Annotated in this window: 18 protein-coding genes; 10 read left to right on the top strand and 8 right to left on the bottom strand. The window is 74.9% G+C overall.

The features are described from left to right. Both VGB14_03135 and VGB14_03140 read left to right on the top strand, forming a co-directional pair. The coding region (locus VGB14_03135) for a gamma-glutamyltransferase (protein ID HEX9991901.1) at nt 1-596 on the top strand (596 nt) is incomplete at its 5' end. Nucleotides 597-607: 11 nt separating this feature from the next. Further along, nucleotides 608-2,077, top strand: a complete 1,470-nt coding sequence (locus VGB14_03140) for a histidine kinase N-terminal domain-containing protein (GenBank protein HEX9991902.1) — start codon at nt 608-610, stop codon at nt 2,075-2,077. Here the strand turns inward: VGB14_03140 and VGB14_03145 are convergent, their stop codons facing one another. After that, nucleotides 2,078-2,344 carry a WhiB family transcriptional regulator gene (locus tag VGB14_03145; GenBank protein ID HEX9991903.1) on the bottom strand — a complete coding sequence of 89 codons (267 nt, stop codon included), beginning with the start codon at nt 2,342-2,344 and terminating at the stop codon, nt 2,078-2,080. 225 nt (nt 2,345-2,569) lie between these two features. On the opposite strand from VGB14_03145, the gene VGB14_03150 reads away from it, so the two are divergent. Genes VGB14_03150 through VGB14_03165 form a run of 4 tightly spaced genes read left to right on the top strand, consistent with a single transcriptional unit; the run spans nt 2,570 to nt 6,758 of the window. Then, a complete protein-coding gene (locus VGB14_03150; GenBank protein HEX9991904.1) occupies nt 2,570-3,514 on the top strand; it encodes a DUF4406 domain-containing protein in 945 nt (314 codons plus the stop codon). After that, nucleotides 3,511-4,851, top strand: a complete 1,341-nt coding sequence (locus tag VGB14_03155; protein ID HEX9991905.1) for a hypothetical protein — start codon at nt 3,511-3,513, stop codon at nt 4,849-4,851. The genes VGB14_03150 and VGB14_03155 overlap by 4 nt, the downstream gene beginning before the upstream one ends. Beyond that, complete coding sequence (locus tag VGB14_03160) at nt 4,848-5,513, top strand: glycerophosphodiester phosphodiesterase (protein ID HEX9991906.1); 666 nt, start codon at nt 4,848-4,850, stop codon at nt 5,511-5,513. Before VGB14_03155 ends, VGB14_03160 begins: the two co-directional genes overlap by 4 nt. 24 nt (nt 5,514-5,537) lie before the next feature. Next, nucleotides 5,538-6,758: a calcium-binding protein gene (locus VGB14_03165; GenBank protein HEX9991907.1), complete on the top strand. Its 1,221-nt coding sequence runs from the start codon at nt 5,538-5,540 to the stop codon at nt 6,756-6,758. Between the two features lie 22 nt (nt 6,759-6,780). Here the strand turns inward: VGB14_03165 and VGB14_03170 are convergent, their stop codons facing one another. Continuing rightward, a complete protein-coding gene (locus VGB14_03170) occupies nt 6,781-7,695 on the bottom strand; it encodes a diacylglycerol kinase family protein (GenBank protein HEX9991908.1) in 915 nt (304 codons plus the stop codon). 59 nt (nt 7,696-7,754) lie between these two features. Here VGB14_03170 and VGB14_03175 point away from each other — a divergent pair, with 59 nt between their 5' ends. The 3 genes from VGB14_03175 to VGB14_03185 are packed head-to-tail and all read left to right on the top strand — an operon-like array spanning nt 7,755 to nt 10,834. Further along, the gene (locus VGB14_03175) at nt 7,755-8,537 is read left to right on the top strand and encodes an electron transfer flavoprotein subunit beta/FixA family protein (protein ID HEX9991909.1); all 783 of its coding nucleotides are present in this window, start codon (nt 7,755-7,757) and stop codon (nt 8,535-8,537) included. Between the two features lies 1 nt (nt 8,538). Continuing rightward, nucleotides 8,539-9,510: an electron transfer flavoprotein subunit alpha/FixB family protein gene (locus VGB14_03180; protein ID HEX9991910.1), complete on the top strand. Its 972-nt coding sequence runs from the start codon at nt 8,539-8,541 to the stop codon at nt 9,508-9,510. Between the two features lie 13 nt (nt 9,511-9,523). After that, entirely contained in the window at nt 9,524-10,834 is a 1,311-nt protein-coding gene (locus VGB14_03185; GenBank protein ID HEX9991911.1) for a D-arabinono-1,4-lactone oxidase, read from the top strand. Between the two features lie 15 nt (nt 10,835-10,849). Here the strand turns inward: VGB14_03185 and VGB14_03190 are convergent, their stop codons facing one another. Genes VGB14_03190 through VGB14_03205 form a run of 4 tightly spaced genes read right to left on the bottom strand, consistent with a single transcriptional unit; the run spans nt 10,850 to nt 13,687 of the window. Further along, complete coding sequence (locus VGB14_03190) at nt 10,850-11,848, bottom strand: hypothetical protein (GenBank protein ID HEX9991912.1); 999 nt, start codon at nt 11,846-11,848, stop codon at nt 10,850-10,852. Next, on the bottom strand, nt 11,845-12,576 hold the full coding sequence (locus VGB14_03195) for an SCO1664 family protein (protein HEX9991913.1): 732 nt from the start codon (nt 12,574-12,576) through the stop codon (nt 11,845-11,847). The genes VGB14_03190 and VGB14_03195 overlap by 4 nt, the downstream gene beginning before the upstream one ends. Next, a complete protein-coding gene (locus VGB14_03200) occupies nt 12,543-13,046 on the bottom strand; it encodes a DUF3090 family protein (GenBank protein HEX9991914.1) in 504 nt (167 codons plus the stop codon). Before VGB14_03200 ends, VGB14_03195 begins: the two co-directional genes overlap by 34 nt. Further along, a complete protein-coding gene (locus VGB14_03205; protein HEX9991915.1) occupies nt 13,043-13,687 on the bottom strand; it encodes an MSMEG_4193 family putative phosphomutase in 645 nt (214 codons plus the stop codon). Before VGB14_03205 ends, VGB14_03200 begins: the two co-directional genes overlap by 4 nt. 32 nt (nt 13,688-13,719) lie before the next feature. Between VGB14_03205 and VGB14_03210 the strand changes: the two genes are divergently transcribed. Further along, complete coding sequence (locus VGB14_03210) at nt 13,720-14,397, top strand: uracil-DNA glycosylase (protein HEX9991916.1); 678 nt, start codon at nt 13,720-13,722, stop codon at nt 14,395-14,397. Here the strand turns inward: VGB14_03210 and VGB14_03215 are convergent. Together VGB14_03215 and VGB14_03220 are read right to left on the bottom strand one after the other, a co-directional pair. Further along, nucleotides 14,378-15,220, bottom strand: coding sequence for a sulfite exporter TauE/SafE family protein (locus tag VGB14_03215; protein HEX9991917.1), 843 nt, complete (start codon nt 15,218-15,220; stop codon nt 14,378-14,380). The two genes, VGB14_03210 and VGB14_03215, sit on opposite strands and share 20 nt — an antisense overlap. A 4-nt stretch (nt 15,221-15,224) precedes the next feature. Further along, the gene (locus VGB14_03220) at nt 15,225-16,391 is read right to left on the bottom strand and encodes an acetyl-CoA C-acyltransferase (GenBank protein HEX9991918.1); all 1,167 of its coding nucleotides are present in this window, start codon (nt 16,389-16,391) and stop codon (nt 15,225-15,227) included. Nucleotides 16,392-16,445: the final 54 nt, after the last annotated feature.

Below are 16,445 nucleotides of genomic sequence, written 5' to 3' on the forward strand. Positions count from 1 at the left end.
CGCTGGTCGGGGCGATGGTGGCCGGCGAGGCGTCCGGGCGGGTGGTGACGAGGGGGACGACCCACGTGAGCGTGGCCGACGCCGAGGGGAACGTCGCCGCCATGACGACCTCGAACGGGGAGGGCAGCGGCTACGTCGTCCCCGGCACCGGGATCCTGCTGAACAACATGCTCGGCGAGGACGACCTGCACCCCGAGGGGTTCCACCTCGACCCGCCCGGCCACCGGCTCGGGTCGATGATGGCGCCGTCGGTCGTGCTCGGGCCGGACGGCTCGCCCGTCCTCGCCCTCGGCAGCGGCGGCAGCAAGCGCATCCGCACGGCCGTGTTCCAGGTCGTGCTGTCCGTCGTCGCCCTCGGCCTCGACGTGGCCGAGGCCGTCGCCGCCCCCCGGCTGCACTGGGACGGCACCGCGGTCCAGGCCGAGCCGGGGTGGCCGGCGGCCGCCATCGCCGCCCTGCGGGCCCGGTGGCCGGTCAACGAGTGGGACGGGCCGAACATGTACTTCGGCGGCGTGCACTCGGTGGTGCCGGGAGGGTCGGCGGCCGCCGACACCCGGCGGGGCGGCGCCACGGCCGCCACCGGGGACCGGCCCTAGATTCGGCGCCGATGGCCAGCCTCGCCGAGCTCGCCCGGCAGACGACCGACCTGGAGCCGGGGGAGGTCGCCCACCTCCAGCGCCTGGTCGCCTCCTGGGGCCTGGTCGCCGACTTCTGCTTCGCCGACCTGCTCCTCCTCGCCCCGGTGCGGGACACGGCCCACAGCCGCTACGTCGTCCTCGGCCAGGTGCGCCCGACCACGAGCCAGACGCTCTACCGGGACGACTGGGTCGGCCGGTTGGTCGACGAGGTCGAGCGGCCGCTGCTGGCGAGGGCCTTCCGCCTGGCCGAGATCATCGAGGGCGACATGACCGTCCCCGAGATCCGCGAGGTCGTCAGGGTCCAGTGCATCCCGGTGAAGTGGCGGGGCCGGCTGCTCGCCGTGCTCACCAGGGAGTCGGCCCCGATCATGGTCCGCCAGCACGGCGACCTGGAGCGGGCCTACGTCGAGATCTACAACCGCCTGGCCCGCATGATCGTGTCCGGCGAGTTCCCGTTCTCGACCGAGGACGCGGTCAGCGAGGTCACCCCCAGGGTGGGCGACGGCGTGCTCGTGCTCGACGAGACGGCCAGGGTCGCCTACGCCTCGCCCAACGCCGTGTCGGCCCTGCACCGCATGGGCGTGCACGCCAACACGGAGGGCATGCGCCTCGGCGAGGTCGGCCTCGACGAGGCACCGGTGCGGGAGGCGTTCGCCATCGCCGCGCCGGTCACCGCCGAGCTGGAGCCGGGCAACGACGTCACCGTCGTCGTCCGCTGCGTCCCCCTGCTCGAGCACGGGACGGTCACCGGCGGGGTCGTGCTCATGCGCGACATCTCCGAGCTGCGGCGCCGGGACCGGATGCTGCTGTCGAAGGACGCCACCATCCGCGAGATCCACCACCGGGTGAAGAACAACCTCCAGACGGTGTCGGCCCTGCTGCGGCTCCAGGCCAGGCGGCTGGCGTCGCCCGAGGCCAAGGCGGCGGTCGACGAGTCCGTGCGCCGCATCCGGTCGATCGCGCTGGTGCACGACATCCTGTCGAGGGAGCCGGGGGAGGACGTGCCCTTCGTCGAGATCGTGCGGCCGCTCGTGCGCATCGTCGAGGAGGGCCTGCTGTCGCCCGAGCGGCCGGTGCTGATCTCGGTCGAGGGCGACGCCGGCCACCTGCCGTCCACCATCGCCACCCCGCTCGCCGTCGTGCTCACCGAGCTGCTCCAGAACGCCGTCGAGCACGGGTTCCCCGAGGACGCCGGGCCGGTGCTGGCCGGCCACGTCACCGTCCACCTCGAGCGGTTCGGCGACGACCTGCGGGTGCGGGTGGTGGACGACGGCGCCGGGCTGCCCGAGGGGTTCTCGCTCGAGGGGTCCACCGGGCTCGGGCTGTCGATCGTCCGCACGCTCGTGACGACCGAGCTGGCCGGCGAGATCACGATGGACGGCGGCGACCTCGGCGGGACCGTGGTCCAGCTGCAGGTGCCGGTGCGGGGCCTCGCCTGATCAGGACGCCCGGCGCTGGGCCAGGCGGGCCTTGCGGCGGATGGCCCGCCGCTCCTCCTCGGAGGTGCCGCCCCACACGCCGCAGTCCTGGTGGGTGGTGAGGGCGAAGTCGAGGCACTCGGTCTGCACCACGCAGGCCCGGCACACGGCCTTCGCCGTCTCGATCTGCTCGATGGCGGGGCCCGTCGTCCCGACGGGGAAGAACAGGGAGGGGTCGGTGTCCCGGCAGGCCGCCTGGTCGCGCCAGTCGTCCCGTTCGGCCGCCATGGCCAGGAGATGACTGGAGCTCAGTGCCACGGAGCCTCCACGGAGTTCGTGACTGCGTTCACAAGGGAGGAGAAAGAACAGCGCACCCGAAGGGTTCGGTCAGGGTACCGGGGATCGCTCACTTCTGCAAGCATTCGTTCGGGCGCCGTCCCCGGCCGGTCGCCGCCGCAGGCGTATCGTCTGGGGATCGCCAGGGAGCCAGACGACGACGGACGACCCGACGAGGTGACCGGTCCGATGCAGGCGCTCGACGAGACCCGGCTGCTGCTCCAGGCCTTCGAGGTGCTGAGCGGCGACAGCCGCATCGCCTACCTCAGCACGCCGATCACGTCCGGCCGGCGGGAGCTCGCCCTCCTCCGCCGGCTGGGCTGCACCCTGCCCGAGCTGCGCCGCGACCACGCGGCCACGTGGCGCCGGGAGGTGATCGAGCCGAACGAGGAGGACGCCGACCGGCACGCCGAGATCGCGAGGAAGCGGTTGGCGCCCGAGCTCGTGGCCAACCCGGCCCGCCTGCGTCACGGGGCCTGGACCCAGGACCAGTACAACGCGTTCTGGACGGCCCTCCTCGAGGAGCGGGCCGACCGGGTCGTGCTCGCGCCGGACTGGATGTACAGCCGGGGCGCCCGCATCGAGGTCGGCGCGGCCGTCCGCCTCGGCATCCCTCTCGAGGACCTGCTCGGCTCGCCGGTCACCCCGGCCGCCGTGGCCGAGGCCGACCGGGCGGTGCGGGCCGAGCTGGCCGCCGACGGCTGGCCGGCGGCCTGGCTCGACCACTACCTGACCGCCCTGCCGTCCCCGCCCGACGGTGCCCCGCCGGTGCCGGGCGAGGACTACGACGTCGAGCGCAGCGCGGCCGCCGCCCTCCGGTGGCTGGTCGGCGAGCGGGCCTACCAGGTGCGCAAGTTCGGCACCGCCACCGACGACGCCCACACCGCCGAGGGCCTCGGCGACGACGGCTGGTGGTGGCGCCAGCTGACCACCTACTTCCACCGGGCCCGCGTGCTCACCCTCGCCAACCCCCTCGGCCGCCAGGCGCTCGCCAAGTTCACGGCCACGGCGGTCGGCCTGCTGGAGAGCGTCGTCCGGGTGCACGGCGAGCTGCCGCCCCCCGGCGTCCCGAGCGGCGACGTCGGCGGGGGCGACGGAGGAGGCCGCTCCCCGCGGCCATGAGCGGCGACGACCTCGACGTCATCCTCCGCAGCTACGACGAGGTCCTCGACGCCACCAAGCACCAGGACGACAAGGTCGGGCGGTTCCTGACGGCGATCGCCTTCCTGACCACGGGGGCCATCTCGTTCGCCACCGGGCCCGAGGTGCTCGACACCCGCTACGACCTCGACGGCGCCGTGCACCTGCCGGCCGTGTTCCTCGTCGCCTTCTTCCTCCTGTCGCTGCTGACCGTCCTGCTCCTCGTGCTCGCCCTCGGGCCCAACGTGAGCCTGCCCCGCCGGTGGGCCGGCGCCGGGTCGCCGTCGTCGCGCCTGTTCTTCCTGTCGATCAGCGCCGACGCGCCGGCGGCCTGGGACGCCCGGTGGAGGGGCCGGGCCGGGGAGGAGCGGGCCGACCTGTACGCGTCGCTGCCGAGCGAGATCCACAACATCGCCACCAAGACCGACTTCAAGTACGGCCGCACGAGCGAGGCGAGGGCGGCGTTCACGATGGCCCTCGTGGCGCTGGCGCTCGCCCTCACCCTGGGGCTCGTCGCCTCGATCGGCGACCCGACCGGTGCCGCGCTCGCCTGGTCGGCCCGCCCGAGGGGCCTGGCCGCCGGCATCCTCGCCGCCTCCGCCCTGCTGCTCGGCTACGACTGGATCCGCCTCGACCAGTCCATCGACGCCCGGCTCTCGCCCGTCCTCTGGCCCCAGACCAGGAGCCTCTACTGGTTCGCCCTGGCCGCCGCCGCCTTCACGGGCACGGTCGTCGCCCTGCCCCTCGACGGGCCGGCCGGTGCGGCCGTGGCGGTCGGCACGGGGCTCGTCGCCCTCCAGGCCCTGTTCCGGCGCTACCGCCACGCCCCGCCCCAGGTCGGCATCGCCGCCGTCGGGGCCGTCGTCGTGGCGGCCGGGGCGGTCGCCGCCTGGTCGTCCCGGCACGACCTCGGGCTGGCCGTCGGGTTCGTCGCCGTCGGGTTGCTGGAGCTGCCGAGGGTGCTGATCTCGACGTCGTCCTGGCGGCGGCGCCAGCGCCGCTACCGGGAGGCGACCGAGGTGGTCGAGGTCTTGCTCCGGCGGGGCGTCGACGGGGCCGTGGCGGTGGCGACCGCGCAGGTCGCCGGCCGGCGGGCCGAGGAGGCGGACCACCTGGAGCGGGTGCTGGCCCGGCAGGAGGACCGGTCGGTGGCCGGGGCCGTCCTGCGGGCCCGCCTGGCCCTCGTCGACCGGGACGTGACCCCTGCGCAGGCCCGCGCCGTCGTGCAGCGGTCCCTGGCCCTGCTCTCGGTCACCCACGACGTGCCGGGCGAGGTGTGGGCGGCGGCCGGCGTGCCCGCCGAGCTGCTGGCGCCATGACCCTCGTTATCGCCCACCGGGGGGCGTCGGCGGCCCACCGGGAGAACACCGTCGAGGCGTTCGTCGCCGCCCGGGAGCTCGGGGCCGACTGGGTGGAGCTCGACGTCCACCTGCTGGCCGACGGCGCGCTCGGCGTCCACCACGACCCGCTGCTCGGCGACGGCCGGGCGCTGGCCGACCTGGCCGCCGCCGACCTGCCGGCCCACGTGCCGCTGCTGCCGGCGGCCCTCGACGCCTGCACCGGCATGGGGGTGAACGTCGAGGTGAAGGGCCACGCCCGCACGGCGGCGGCCGTCCTCGCCGTGCTGGACGAGCGGGGCGGGCGGGACGAGGTGCTCGTGTCGTCGTTCGACTGGGCGGCCGTCGACGCCGTGCGGGCGGCCGCGCCCGGCGTGCCGACCGCGCTGCTGGCGTTCCTCCTCGACGACCCGGCCCGGTTGGTGGCGGCCGCCGCCCGGCGGGGCTGCGCCGCCGTGCACCCGCACGCGGGGATGGCCGACCCCGGCCTGGTCGCCGCCGCCCACGACGCGGGGCTGGCCGTCAACGTCTGGACGGTCGACGACCCGGTGCGCATGGCCGAGCTCGTCGCCGCCGGGGTCGACGGCATCGTCACCAACGTGCCCGACGTGGCCCGGCAGGTGGTGGACGCCGCTCAACTCTGAGCGGCCGCGTCCGACGCGGCTCCCATGAGCACCGCCGTCCGTCGTCGCGCCCTGGTCGCCGCCGCCGTCCTCGCCGCCTCGGCCGGGATCGCCCTCCCCGCCCCGCCGGCCGGCGCGGCCGCCTCCTGCTCGTTCGACCTCGCCACCGGGACGATGACCGTCTCGCTGCCCGAGGCCCTCGACGTGGTGCCGATCTTCACCCAGGCCAACGGCGACCTGTCCTTCGACTTCCGGCTGTGCTCCGACGGCGCCACCCCGGCGACCGTCACCAACACCGACCTCATCGTCGCCACCGGCGGCGACGGCCGCCAGGAGCTGACGATCGACATCGCCGACGGCCCCCTCGGCCCGGGCGCCACCGACGAGCCCGGCGACAGCGACGAGATCGAGGTGCAGGTGGACCTCGGCCCCGGCGTCGACGACCGGGTCATCATCTACGGCAGCTACGACAACGAGCACTTCACGGCGTCCGACGCCGGCCTGAACCTGAACGCCGACGAGGCCGACGGCGCCGACGTCGACATCACGATGGCCGGCGTCGAGATCCTCGACGTGTTCGCCTCCCGGGGCGACGACGTGATCGACGCCACCGGCTACCCGCAGGCCGTCAACATCTACGCTCAGGCCGGCTTCGACACGATCTACGGCGGCCTCGGCGGCCCGGCCGTCGGCCTGTCCAAGCTCGACGGCGGCACCGAGGACGACGTGATCCACGGCGGGCCGGGCGCCGACGACATCAACGGCTTCTACGGCACCGACGTCTGCAACGGCAACGGCGGCGACGACATGTTCGAGACCGGCGCCAACGCCGACGGCCGCGACACCCTGCGGGGCGGCGACGGGCACGACATCGTCACCTACCTGCCCCGCACGCTCGGCGTGACCGTCACCCTCGACGGCCGGGCCAACGACGGCGAGGCCGGCGAGAAGGACAACGTCGGCGGCGACATCGAGGACGTCACCGGGTCGAAGGGCAACGACCGCCTCACCGGCAACGGCAAGGCCAACGAGCTGCGCGGCCTCGACGGCAACGACACGCTGAACGGCGGCAAGGGGAACGACCGCCTGGAGGGCGACGAGGGCGACGACGACCTGACCGGCGGGGCCGGGGTCGACGAGCTCTACGGCCACCAGGACACCGACGCGCTCCACGCCCTCGACGGCAGGGCCGACCTGGCCGACGGCGGCACCGGCACCGACACCTGCGACTGCGACCCGAACGACATCCGCCGAAACCTGCCCTAGCGGGCCGGCCCGGCGCTCCCTCCTAGGGGAGGACCAGGTCGAGCACCTCGGGCACGTGGCGGACGCGGAGGTGGGTGGTGTCGCCGAGGTGGTCGCCGTCCACCTGGTAGGGGAACGGCCCGTGGCCGGTCACCTCGAAGGAGGCCACGTCGGTGCGGTAGTCGACCCAGCGTGAGGTGCGGATGCGGTCGCCCGAGCCGAGCAGCGAGGCGATCAGCCCGAGCATCCGCGTGAAGCGCATGGTGCGGATGGCGACGACGGCGAGGCCGCGGTCGAGGGTGGCCTCGGGGGCCAGGTTCAGCGGCCGGTTCCCCAGGTACGTGTACGGGTTGGTGTTGCAGCAGATGGCCAGGTAGGCGTCGTCGACCACCGTGCCGTCCGCGTGGTGGACGGCGAGCCGGGGCCGGCTCCGGTCGTAGTGGCGGAACCAGGTCGTGAACCCGGCCCACACGAACAGCGGGTGGCCGGCGTAGCGCTTGAGCGACGCCCGCCGCTCGACCTGGGCGACGACGGCGGCGTCGAAGCCGAGGCCGGTGTGGAACAGGAAGTAGCGCCCGTTCACCGAACCGAGCCCGACGCGGCGGACCCGGCCCCTGGCCAGGCCGTCGAGCAGCGCCCCGGTGGCCTCGATCGGGTCGTTGGGCAGGCCGATGGTGCGGGCGAACACGTTCGTCGACCCGCCGGGCAGGGCGGCCAGCGCCGTCGCCGTGCCGGCCAGCCCGTTGGCGGCCTCGTTCACGGTGCCGTCGCCCCCGAGGACGACGACCACGTCGGTGCCGGCGGCCGCCGACCCCTGGGCCAGCCGGGCGGCGTGGCCGCGCCGGCTGGTCTCGGCCACGGTGACCTCGTGGTCGGCCGAGAGCGCCTTCTGGATGACCACCCGGCTCCTGGCCGTGACCGACGACGCGGAGGCGTTGACCAGGAGCAGGAGCTTCACGGTGGGCCGGACCGTACCGGATTTGGCCGGTCTCCCGGCCGGTGCCACGATTCCCCGCCATGAACGTCGTCGTCTGCGTCAAGCAGATCCCGGACCCGGCCGACCCGGGCGCCCTGGACCCCCAGGACCACACCCTGAAGCGGGATCGCAAGCTGATCATCGACGAGTCCGACAGCTACGGCGTCGAGATGGGCCTCCAGCTGGTCGACGCGGCCGGCGGCGGCGAGGTGACCCTCGTGTCCATGGCCCCCAACAACGAGGTCGGCGGGATCCGCACCGGCCTCGCCATGGGCGCCGCCCGGGCCATCCTGGTGAGCGACCCGGCCCTCGCCGGCTCGGGCGCCCTCGAGACGGCCAAGGTGCTGGCCGCCTGCGTGCGCCGGGTCGAGGACGCCGACCTCGTGATCACCGCCACCGAGTCCACCGACGGCTACACGGGCACCCTGCCCGAGCAGCTCGCCGCCCTGCTCGACCTGCCGTCGGTGACCTTCGCCAAGCACGTCGAGGTGGGCGACGGCGTCGTCCACGTCCGCCGGCAGACCGAGGCCGGCTACGACGAGGTCGAGTGCCCGCTGCCCGCCGTCGTGTCGGTGACGGCCGGCGTGGTCGAGCCCCGCTACCCGTCGTTCAAGGGGATCATGGCGGCGAAGAACAAGCCGGTCGACCAGCTGACCGTCGCCGACCTCGGCCTCGACGCCGGCCAGGTCGGGTGGGCCGGCGCCCGCCAGGAGATCGTCGAGGTGGCCCCGGCCGAGGCCAGGGAGGCCGGCGAGGTCGTCGAGGACGACGGCGAGGGCCACGTGAAGATCGTCCAGTTCCTCGAGAGCCTGAAGGTGCTGTGAGATGAGCCTGTCCCGCGTGTGGGTGTTCGCCGAGGCGGTGGAGGGCAAGGTCCACGCCACCACCCTCGAGATGCTGTCCGAGGCCAGGCGGCTGGCCGGCACCGTCGAGGCGTTCTTCGGCGGGGGCGACGCCGACGCCGTCGCCGGCGTGCTCGGCGCCCACGGCGCCTCCCGCGTCTACACCACCGGCGACCTCGGCGGCGCGCTGATGGGCGTGCCGGTGGCGGCGGCGATGGCCGCGCGGGTGCAGGCGGGCGAGGCGCCCGACCTGATCATGTTCGCCACCACCTACGACGGCCGCGACGTGGCCGGCCGGCTGTCGGTCGCCCTCGACCGCCCGGTCGTCACCAACAACACCGGCATCGAGGTCGACGGCGACCAGGTCGTCGTCTCCGAGCCGATCTTCGGCGGCAACACGATCGTGCGCACCGCGTTCCGGTGCGAGCCGCCCCACCTCGCCACGTTCCGGCCGAAGTCCTTCGCGGCCGAGGAGTCGGGCGGGGGGCCGGCCGAGGTCGTCACCGTCGAGGTGCCCGACACCGGCCGGGCCGGCGGGGCGCGGGTGAAGGACCGCCACATCGAGGAGGCGAGCGGGCCCCGCCTGGACGAGGCCGCCGTCGTCGTCTCCGGCGGGCGGGGCCTCGGCGACCCGTCGAAGTACGACATGGTCGAGACCCTGGCCCGGCTGCTGAAGGGCGCGCCGGGCGCGTCGCGGGCCATCGTCGACGCCGGCTGGGTGCCCTACGCCTACCAGGTGGGCCAGACCGGCAAGGTGGTGAAGCCGAACGTCTACATCGCCGTCGGCATCTCCGGCGCCACCCAGCACATGGTCGGCATGAAGGGGTCCAAGCACATCGTCGCCATCAACAAGGACCCCGAGGCGCCCATCTTCTCGATCAGCGACCTCGGCATCGTCGGCGACGTGCACAAGGTCGTCCCGAAGCTGATCGAGGCCATCCAGGCCCGCCAGTAGCGGCGCGGTCGGCGTGCCCGCCCTCGCCGGCCGGCGCTCGTGGCGCAACTGGGCCGGCAACCAGTCGTGCTCGCCGGCCGAGATCGCCCACCCGGCGGCCGAGGACGAGCTCGTCGGCCTCGTGCTGGCCGCGGCCGACGCCGACCGGCGGGTCAAGGTGGTCGGCAGCGGCCACTCGTTCACCGACATCGCCTGCACCGACGGCGTCCTCGTCGACCTCGACGGCTACGGCCGGGTGCTGTCGACCGACCCCGCGGCCGGCACGGTCACCGTCCAGGCCGGCATCACCCTCGCCCGCCTGAACGACGAGCTGGCGGCCCGGGGCCTCGCGCTCGAGAACCTGGGCGACGTCGCCTACCAGACCGTCGCCGGCGCCACGTCGACGGGCACGCACGGCACCGGCCTCGCCTACCGGGGCCTGGCCGCCGGCATCACCGCCATGCGCCTCGTGCTGGCCGACGGGTCGGTGCTCGACTGCTCCGCCGACGCCGAGCCCGCCGTGTGGTCGGCGGCCCGGGTCGGCCTCGGCGCGCTCGGGATCGTCTCGACCCTGACCCTGCGGTGCGACCCGGCCTTCACCGTCCACGCCGTCGAGGCGCCCATGCGGATGGAGGAGGTGATGGCCGACCTCGACGGGTTCTTCGCCAGCGCCGACCACGCCGAGCTCTACTGGGTGCCCCACACCCGCTGGGCGCTGACCAAGCGCAACACGAGGACGGCCGAGGCGGCCGTGCCCCGGTCCCGGTGGGCCGAGTGGCGCGACGACGTGCTGCTGTCCAACGTGGCCTTCGGGGCCATGTGCCGGCTGGGCCGGCTGCGCCCGTCGTGGATCCCCCGGCTGGCCAAGCTGGTGCCGTCGACCGGCACGATCGACTACTCGGACCGCAGCGACCGGGTGTTCACGAGCCCCCGGCTGGTGCGGTTCTGCGAGATGGAGTACGCCGTGCCCCGGGAGGCGCTCGGCGAGGCCCTCGACCGGGTGCGGGCCCTCGTCGACCGGCTCGGCATCCAGCTCAGCTTCCCCGTCGAGGTCCGGGTGACGGCGGCCGACGACATCCCGCTCAGCACGGCGTCGGGCCGGGACTCGGGCTACATCGCCGTCCACACCTACCGCGGCACCCCGCACGACCAGTACTTCGCGGGCGTCGAGGCGATCATGGACGACTACGGCGGCCGCCCCCACTGGGGCAAGCTCCACTACCAGACGGCGCGAGCCCTGGTCCCGAGGTACCCCGCCTGGGACGACTTCGCGCGCGTCAGGGACCGCCTCGACCCCGACCGCCGCTTCGCCAACCCCTACCTCGACCGCGTCCTCGGCCCGTAGGCCGGCCGCGCCCGGCTACGCGGCGTCGGTGGCGACGACGGCCCAGGCGAGCCCGTCGGCCGGGTCCTCGACGGCGAGGTGGAGCGACCAGCCGGTGATCGGCTCGTCGGCGTCCCACGACCACCAGCGCAGCTCGGCCACGGCGGCGCCGAGGTCGGCGGGGTCGACCGGCCAGTCGTCGACCATCCCGCACAGCGCGGCGGCCGCCCACCACGCCCCGAACCGGCCCGTCGCCATGCCCCGGCGGCGGCCGTGCGCGCCGCCGCTCGCCGCCGTCCACGCCATCGCCGCCATCCCCTGCGCCGGCGTCAGCTCGGCCATCCTCGCCCTGGGCGGGCCGAGGCGGGCGACGGCGGCGGCGGCCCGGCCCTCGACGCACACCGCCTCGGCCCGGCCGTTCGACTCGGCCGTCCATGCCCTCGCCAGCTCCACCAGCGCGTCGCAGGCGGTGGGGTCGTCCACCGGCCGGCCGGCGGCCGGCAGCGCCACCGGCACCGGCCGCGGCAGGTCCGGGGTCGGGAAGTCGGCGGTCGCGGCCCGGTAGCTGGCGACCGGGTAGGCGGGCTCCCAGGCGGCGAGCACGGGCGGCAGGTCGAGGACGGCCGGGTCGAGCAGCGGGTCGCCGGTCAGGTCGTCGCCCCTCACCACCCGCTCGTGCCCGCACACCGTGGCGAGCGGGCCGGGGGAGAGGTGGGGCCGCAGCTCGGACCAGGCGTGGGCCGACGCCGCCACCTCGGGCAGCGGCCCGAGCGTGAACCGGCCGGCGCCCTCGACGAGCACCGCCGCCGCCCACGGCCCGGGCGCCTCGAGGGCCAGGCGGTACTCGGCGTGGGCCGCCGCCGGCCACAGCTGCTTGCCCCGCTGGAGGGCCGCCCGGCTCCGGTCCCGCAGGCGGACGAGCCCGTCCCAGTCCCGCCGGTCGCAGCGCCGGTCGATCTCCCGCACCAGCTCGTCGAGGTCGCCGAGGTCGACCAGGCGGTCGAGGACGTCGTCCTCCCTCGGCCGCCTGCTCACACCAGGGGCCAGGGGTAGTGGCGGCCGGTCGGGTCCTCGGGGAACACCGGCCGGCGCACGAGCGCCCTGGCCCGCTTCACGAACGCGTCGACCTCGCCCCGCTCCAGCAGCGCGTGCAGGCCGGGCGGGGGCGCCTCGGCCACGGCCCGCACGTCCTCGACGAGGGGGGCCGGGACCGGCTCGCCGGCGAACTCCCAGATGACCGTGCGCAGCTTCGGCATGCGGGAGAACGACAGCCCGTTGTCGATGGCGTAGATGCGGCCGTCCTCGCCGAGCAGGCAGTGGCCGCTCTTGCGGTCGGTGTTGTTGAGGACGAGGTCGAAGGCGCAGATCCGCCGCAGGGCGTCGTGGTGGGCCGGGTCCTCGTAGAGCGAGAAGTAGTGCTCCTCGAAGTCGGCCGGGACGAAGCGCTGCACCGACCCCTCGCCCATCGGCCCGTCCCGCCACACCGTGGCCGGCACCAGCCCCCAGCCGAGGGCCTCGGACACGAGCCAGGCGGCCACCTCCCGGCGCCCGAGCCCGGCCGGGAAGTCCCACAGCGGGCGCTCGCCCCTCGTCGGCTTGTAGACGCCGAGCATGGCCCGGTCGCCGGCCGACACCTCGACGAGCATGGTGGCGTTCGACGACCACGGCATGCGCCCCCTGACCTCGACGTCGCCGGTGGCGAGCAGCTCGAGGACGGCGGCCTGGTCGGTCAGGTCGCCAGGTGGCCGTTGCTGCGGGGGCACACGTGACCCTCCGGATCGAGCGGCCGGCCGCAGAACGGGCAGGGCGGGCGGCCGGCGGCCACCAGCTCCCTCGCGTGCTCCACGAACGCCGCGGCCTGCGCCCTGGTCAGCCGGAAGCGGGCGGTGGCCGTGTCCTCGTCGTCCTCGCCCAGCTCCTCGACGACGAGCACGACCCGGTCCTCGTCCTCGTCGTAGGCGACGCCGATGCTGCCCACCACCCACTCGTCCTCCACCGGCTGGCGGAGGGCGAGGTCGGCGGGGCCGGGCCGCTCGGAGGGCGGCACCGGGGGCAGGTCGGCGAGCAGGTCGCCCACGAACTCGGCCAGCGCCGCCACCTGGGTCTTCTCCAGGCGCAGGGTGACGTCGCCGGACGCCGACCCGGCCTGGAGGTAGAAGACGCGGTGGCCGGGCTCGCCGACGGTGCCGGCCGTGAACCGGTCCGGGCTCGGGACGTCGAAGGACCGGCTCAACTCGCCACCAGCCCGGTCAGCTCGCCGCCGGTGCTGTTCACGGTGAGGACGGTGGGGCCGCCGGCGCCGTAGGCGACCGCGGTGACCGAGCACGGCGACACGACGATGCGCTGGAACAGGTCCAGGTGGGTGCCGAGGGCGTCGGCCACGGCCGCCTTGATCGGGTCGGCGTGGGACACGGCGACGACGACCCCGCCGGGGTGGCGCTCGCGCAGCCGGGTGACGGCGCCCGCCATCCTCGCCTGGAGCTCGGCGAACGACTCGCCGCCCGGGAACCGGAACCCGCTCGGGTAGCGCTGCACGGTGCCCCACTCGGGCAGCTTCCGCAGCCCCTTCAGCTCGGCGCCCGTCCAGTCCCCGAAGTCGCACTCGAGGAGGCCCCGCTCGACGGTCACCTTCAGCTTCCTCGCCCTGGCGATCGGCGCCGCCGTCTCCCTGGTCCGCTCGAGGGGCGACGCGTAGACGGCGTCGACCTGCTTCAGGGCCGCGATCCTGGCCGCCACCGCGTCGGCCTGCTGGCGCCCGGCGTCGGCCAGGTGCAGGCCCGGCGCCCGGCCCGGCAGGGTCTGCCCGGTGGTCGGCGTCTGGCCGTGGCGGACGAACAGCACGAGCGTCGGGCGGGGCTGGGCACGGCGGGGCATGTGACCCGTCAAGCTACCGGTACGTTGGCGCGGTGGACGCCCGGGACGAGCTGGACGCCCTGGAGGCCCGGATCACCGTCTGCCGGGCCTGCCCCCGCCTCGTCGCCTGGCGGGAGCTGGTGGCGACGCAGAAGCGGGCCGCCTTCCGCGACGAGGCGTACTGGGGGCGGCCGGTGCCGGCCTTCGGCGACCCGGCGGCGAGCGTGGTCGTCGTCGGCCTCGCGCCTGCCGCCCACGGCGGCAACCGCACCGGGCGCATCTTCACCGGCGACCGGTCCGGGGACTGGCTGTACGCGTCGATGTGGCGCACCGGGTTCGCCAACCAGCCGACCAGCGTCCACCGCGACGACGGGCTCCGGCTCACCGGGGCGTGGGTGACGGCGGCCGTCCGCTGCGCCCCGCCCGACAACAAGCCGACCACCACCGAGCGGGACACCTGCCGGCCGTACCTGGCGAGGGAGCTCGAGGTGCTGCCCTGGCGGGTGATCGTCGCCCTCGGCGGCTTCGGGTTCGGGGTGGCCGCCTCGATCCTCGGGCTGCGGCCCCGCCCCCGGTTCGGCCACGGCGTCGAGGTCGCCCTGCCCGGCGGGCGCCACCTCATCGCCAGCTACCACGTGAGCCAGCAGAACACGTTCACCGGCAAGCTCACCGAGCCGATGCTCGACGCCGTGTTCGAGCGGGCCAGGGAGCTCAGTCGAGCAGGGCGATGAGCTCCCCGGCGGCGTAGCCGACCGCCGTCAGCCCGAGGAACCCGGACACCACGAGGCGCAGCCGCCGGTCGGAGGTGCCCGAGGCGACGTGGGCGCCGAGCCAGGCGCCGGGGACGACGCCGACGGCGAGCCACAGCGCGAAGCGCCAGTCGATGTTGCCGAGGGCGGCGTGGGTGACCGTCCCCGGCACGGCGAACAGCCCGACGCACACGAGCGAGGTGGCGATGGCCCGCTTCACGCCGAGCCCCGCGTACTGGCTGAACCCCGGCACCATCACGATGCCGCCGCCGATGCCGAGCAGGCCGGACAGGGTGCCGGCCATCAGGCCGACGACGGCGAACCGGCCCGGCCTGGCCCGCTCTGGCGCCTCGGCGGCCACGCCGGGCTCGTCGGGCGCGGCGACCGTGTCCTCCTCGCTGCCGCCCTCGGGGACGGGCACGGGCGCGGCCTGCCGGGCCCGGCCCATGCGCAGGGCGCTCACGCCGAGGAGGGCGGCCGTCGCCAGCATGAGCAGGTGCCCCTCGCCGGGGACGACCTCGGAGAGGAGCGACCCGCCGATGGCGGCGAGGACCCCGATCGGCGCCGTGAAGCCGACGGCCCGCCAGTCGATCAGGCCCTCCCTGGCGTAGCGGAACGTCCCGCTGGCGCTGCTCGGGATGATCGACGGAAGGGTGGTGCCGATCGAGGTGAGCGCGGTCGCGCCGAGGGCCCGGATGCCCGGCGTGGAGATGACCGCGCCACCCACGCCGAACAGGCCAGACAGCATCCCGGTCGCCACCCCGAGGAGCAGGGTCAGGGCGTCCCGGAGCGGCCCCGGGTCCACCGGGTCAGGCCAGGCGCTCGACGATCATCGCCATGCCCTGCCCACCGCCCACGCACATCGTCTCCAGGCCGATCGAGCGATCGAGGGTGGCGAGGTCGTTGAGCAGGGTGGTCATGATGCGGGCGCCGGTCATGCCGAACGGGTGCCCGAGGGCGATGGCGCCGCCGTGGGGGTTGAGCTGGTCCTCGACCGAGATGCCGACCTCGTCGCACACCGGCAGCACCTGGGCGGCGAAGGCCTCGTTGAGCTCGACGACGTCGACGTCGGTGATCTTCATCCCGGCCTGGTCGAGCGCCTTGCGGCAGGCCTCGATGGGGCCGACGCCCATGATCTCCGGGGCGAGCCCGGACACGGCCGAGGCGACGATCCTGGCGAGCGGGGTGAGGCCGAGGGAGCGGGCCCGCTCCTCGCTCATCACGAGCACGGCGGCCGCGCCGTCGTTCAGCGGGCAGGAGTTGCCGGCCGTGACCCGGCCGTCGGGGCGGAAGGCCGGGGCCAGGCCGGCCAGCTTCTCCAGGCTGGTGCCGGGGCGGGGGCCGTCGTCCCGGTCGACGACGGTGCCGTCCGGCCTCGTCCACGGCACGATCTCCCGGTCGAACACGCCGGCGGCCTGAGCGGCGACCGCCCGGTCCTGGCTGAGCTTGGCGTACTCGTCCATCCGCTCCCTGGTGACGCCGAACTTCTCGGCCACGTTCTCGGCCGTCTCGCCCATCGGGATGTAGACGTGGTTGACGAAGTCGTCGCGGTCCTCGTCGGTGAAGCGGGGGTTGAGGTCCTCGCGGTCGAGGCCCTTGCCGCCGCACCGGGTGACGCTCTCGACCCCGCCGGCGACGTACGTGTCGCCCTCGCCGGCTTTCACGGCGTGGAAGGCCATGCGGATGGTCTGCAGCGACGAGGAGCAGAAGCGGTTCACGGTCGTGCCCGGCACCGTGTCGGGCAGGCCGGCGAGCAGGCCGACCTGGCGGGCGACGTTCATGCCCTGCTCGTGGTGGGTGAGCGCGCAGCCCCAGAGCACGTCGCCGATCGACGCCGGGTCCACCTCGGGCACCTTGTCCATGAGCGCCCGCACGACGTGGCCGCTCAGGTCGTCGGGGCGGGCGTCCACCAGCGAGCCCTTGAAGGCCCGGCCGACGGCGGTGCGGGCGGCGGCGACGATCACGGCCTCGGGCATGGTCCCTCCGGGGGGTGGGCGACGGTGGGGCGAGCGTATCGGGGAGGATGGTCC

Source organism: Acidimicrobiales bacterium, assembly GCA_036399815.1.
Classification (GTDB): domain Bacteria; phylum Actinomycetota; class Acidimicrobiia; order Acidimicrobiales; family DASWMK01; genus DASWMK01.

What these genes read in the sequence shown, in the direction of transcription:
- VGB14_03140 (HEX9991902.1), top strand. Translation starts at nt 608, where the DNA reads ATGGCCAGCCTCGCCGAGCTCGCCCGGCAGACGACCGACCTGGAGCCG.
- VGB14_03145 (HEX9991903.1), bottom strand. Translation starts at nt 2,344, where the DNA reads ATGGCGGCCGAACGGGACGACTGGCGCGACCAGGCGGCCTGCCGGGAC.
- VGB14_03155 (HEX9991905.1), top strand. Translation starts at nt 3,511, where the DNA reads ATGAGCGGCGACGACCTCGACGTCATCCTCCGCAGCTACGACGAGGTC.
- VGB14_03160 (HEX9991906.1), top strand. Translation starts at nt 4,848, where the DNA reads ATGACCCTCGTTATCGCCCACCGGGGGGCGTCGGCGGCCCACCGGGAG.
- VGB14_03165 (HEX9991907.1), top strand. Translation starts at nt 5,538, where the DNA reads ATGAGCACCGCCGTCCGTCGTCGCGCCCTGGTCGCCGCCGCCGTCCTC.
- VGB14_03175 (HEX9991909.1), top strand. Translation starts at nt 7,755, where the DNA reads ATGAACGTCGTCGTCTGCGTCAAGCAGATCCCGGACCCGGCCGACCCG.
- VGB14_03180 (HEX9991910.1), top strand. Translation starts at nt 8,539, where the DNA reads ATGAGCCTGTCCCGCGTGTGGGTGTTCGCCGAGGCGGTGGAGGGCAAG.
- VGB14_03205 (HEX9991915.1), bottom strand. Translation starts at nt 13,687, where the DNA reads ATGCCCCGCCGTGCCCAGCCCCGCCCGACGCTCGTGCTGTTCGTCCGC.
- VGB14_03220 (HEX9991918.1), bottom strand. Translation starts at nt 16,391, where the DNA reads ATGCCCGAGGCCGTGATCGTCGCCGCCGCCCGCACCGCCGTCGGCCGG.